At 51.3% G+C, this 2153-nt stretch carries 3 protein-coding genes; all 3 read left to right on the forward strand.

Annotated elements, in window-relative coordinates:
- The coding region (locus tag E0765_RS02545) for a hypothetical protein (protein WP_223175662.1) at window positions 1-897 on the forward strand (897 nt) is incomplete at its 5' end.
- Window positions 898-964: 67 nt separating this feature from the next.
- A complete protein-coding gene (locus tag E0765_RS02550; RefSeq protein WP_132811665.1) occupies window positions 965-1198 on the forward strand; it encodes a DUF2188 domain-containing protein in 234 nt (77 codons plus the stop codon).
- Between the two features lie 36 nt (window positions 1199-1234).
- A partial coding sequence (locus E0765_RS02555) for a calcium/sodium antiporter (protein ID WP_132811666.1) occupies window positions 1235-2153 on the forward strand: 919 nt, incomplete at its 3' end.

The following is a 2153-nucleotide window of genomic DNA, read 5'->3' on the forward strand; positions in this document are numbered from 1 at the left end:
CAAAAATTGAAATTGGACGAATTGCAAGATGAGATTGTTAAATATACCAATACCGCTATTCGAAAAGTTGAGTTAATTGCTTCTGCGCACCAAATGGTGAGGGAAATTGGCCTATGGCTCACAACTAATGCTCAAGCTACAAGCTTTGTTCGGATAGCTGAGCTACGTGCACTTCAGAAAGTCGGTACCGAATATACTAATAAGCTTCGAAGCATTTCTACGCATATCGAAATGCCAGAGATCATCGAGTTGCGCCTGCAACTGTCAAATAGACTTGAAGAAATAAAAGCAGCTCTGAATGGAGCCAAAAACCGTGCTTCAAAACTATGGCAAACAAGGCTCAATACGATTAATGACGCAGAAGATCTGCAGAATGAAGTCGATGAGTTATTTTCTGTTTTTGAGGGCTGCAGAGAGGATCTTGATGATTTGCAATTGATGCGTAGATGTTTGCGTATCTATTTACAAGTTTATCAACAGTTAAACAATGATCGGCTTACCTGGAACGAGTTTGATTCACTGGCAACCAAACTAAAATCTGAAGTGTTTGATGCAGTTGGTGAAGATGAGCCACCATGGGAACCGTTGGAGACTATAGAAAATTTCAGGAAATTGATAGCCGAAAGCAGAGAAGAGAAAAGTCTTGAGTGGATTCGAGATCTCGAAAAAGAAACTACAGATTTTGAAAGCCTAAATACGGCAGATATTAATAGTTTGCATGCACGCGCTAACTGCCCTCCTGCAGTTCTTGCAGATAACCATCGTGCTCGGCTTGAGGAAATTAACAAAAAAATCGAAAAGCATTTGAGCAAACTAAAGATCGACTGGCTCATTGAAAAGTTCAGAGAGCTTTCTCCTGAAATGCAGAAACAGTTTCTATCACGAATTACAATTTGAGGTTTTGCTAAAACATAATGCAATGGCAATAGACGCTTGGAAAGTGCCGGAGCAACAGGAGGTGACCATGCCAAAGAAATCAGGATCACATCGTGTAGTACCCAACAGCGAGGGAGGGTGGGACGTCAAGAAGGACGGCGCGACCCGTAGCAGCGGGCACTTCGACAAGAAGCAGGATGCCGTCGATGCCGGGCGCAGGATCAGCCAGAACCAAAGCACCGAGTTCTACATCCACGGCAAGGACGGGAAGATCCAAAACAAGGACAGCCACGGGAACGATCCGTATCCGCCTAAAGGGTGATCCGGTCCATCTGCTGTTAAGGAGTTTTTGGTCTATATGACACTGGCCTTTATCGCTGTAATTTTTGGTTTGGTGCTCCTCGTCTGGAGCGCTGACCGTTTTGTGGAGGGATCGGCCTCCACCGCCCGCCATTTCGGTATGCCGCCGCTGTTAATCGGCATGGTGATCGTCGGTTTCGGTACGTCCGCACCAGAGATGGTGGTGTCGGCGCTGGCAGCCTCGCAAGGCAATCCGGGCATCGCGCTGGGCAACGCCTACGGCTCCAACATCACCAACATCGCCCTGATCCTGGGGATCACGGCCCTGATCAGCCCCATCGCCGTACATTCGCAGGTGCTGCGCAAGGAACTGCCCATCCTCGCGGTGGTCACGGCGCTGGCGGCATGGCAACTCTGGGATGGCGAGATCACCCGGCTTGATGCCATCGTGCTGCTTGCCGTGTTCGGCGGCCTGATGGCCTGGACGATCTGGCAAGGGCTGCGGAAAAAAGAGGATGCGTTGGGAAGCGAGATGGAGCAGGAGCTGGACGTTCGCGCCATGCCCATTCGCCGTGCGGTCTTCTGGTTGGTGGTCGGTCTGGCTCTTTTGATTGTCAGTTCCCGCATTCTGGTCTGGGGCGCGGTGGAGATCGCTCATGGGTTTGGGGTCAGCGATCTGATCATCGGCCTGACCATCGTCGCGGTCGGCACCTCGCTGCCGGAACTGGCCTCATCAATCATTGCAGCCAGGAAGGGCGAACACGATATCGCTCTCGGTAATATCCTGGGCTTCAACCTGTTCAATACCCTGGCGGTGGTGGGGATCGCCGGTACGATTCACCCGCTGGCGGTCGGGCAGGAAGTCTTCAATCGGGACATGCTGGTGATGGCCGCACTGACCCTGTCGCTGTTCGTCATCGGTTATGGATTCCGGGGACCAGGACGTATCAACCGCATCGAGGGCGCGGTGCTGCTGG

Origin of the sequence: Sulfuricurvum sp. IAE1 (assembly GCF_004347735.1) — a bacterium.
Lineage (GTDB): Bacteria > Campylobacterota > Campylobacteria > Campylobacterales > Sulfurimonadaceae > Sulfuricurvum.

Bases quoted from the DNA above. Each gene is read 5' to 3' on its own strand.
- E0765_RS02550 (WP_132811665.1), top strand. From the start codon at position 965: ATGCCAAAGAAATCAGGATCACATCGTGTAGTACCCAACAGCGAGGGA.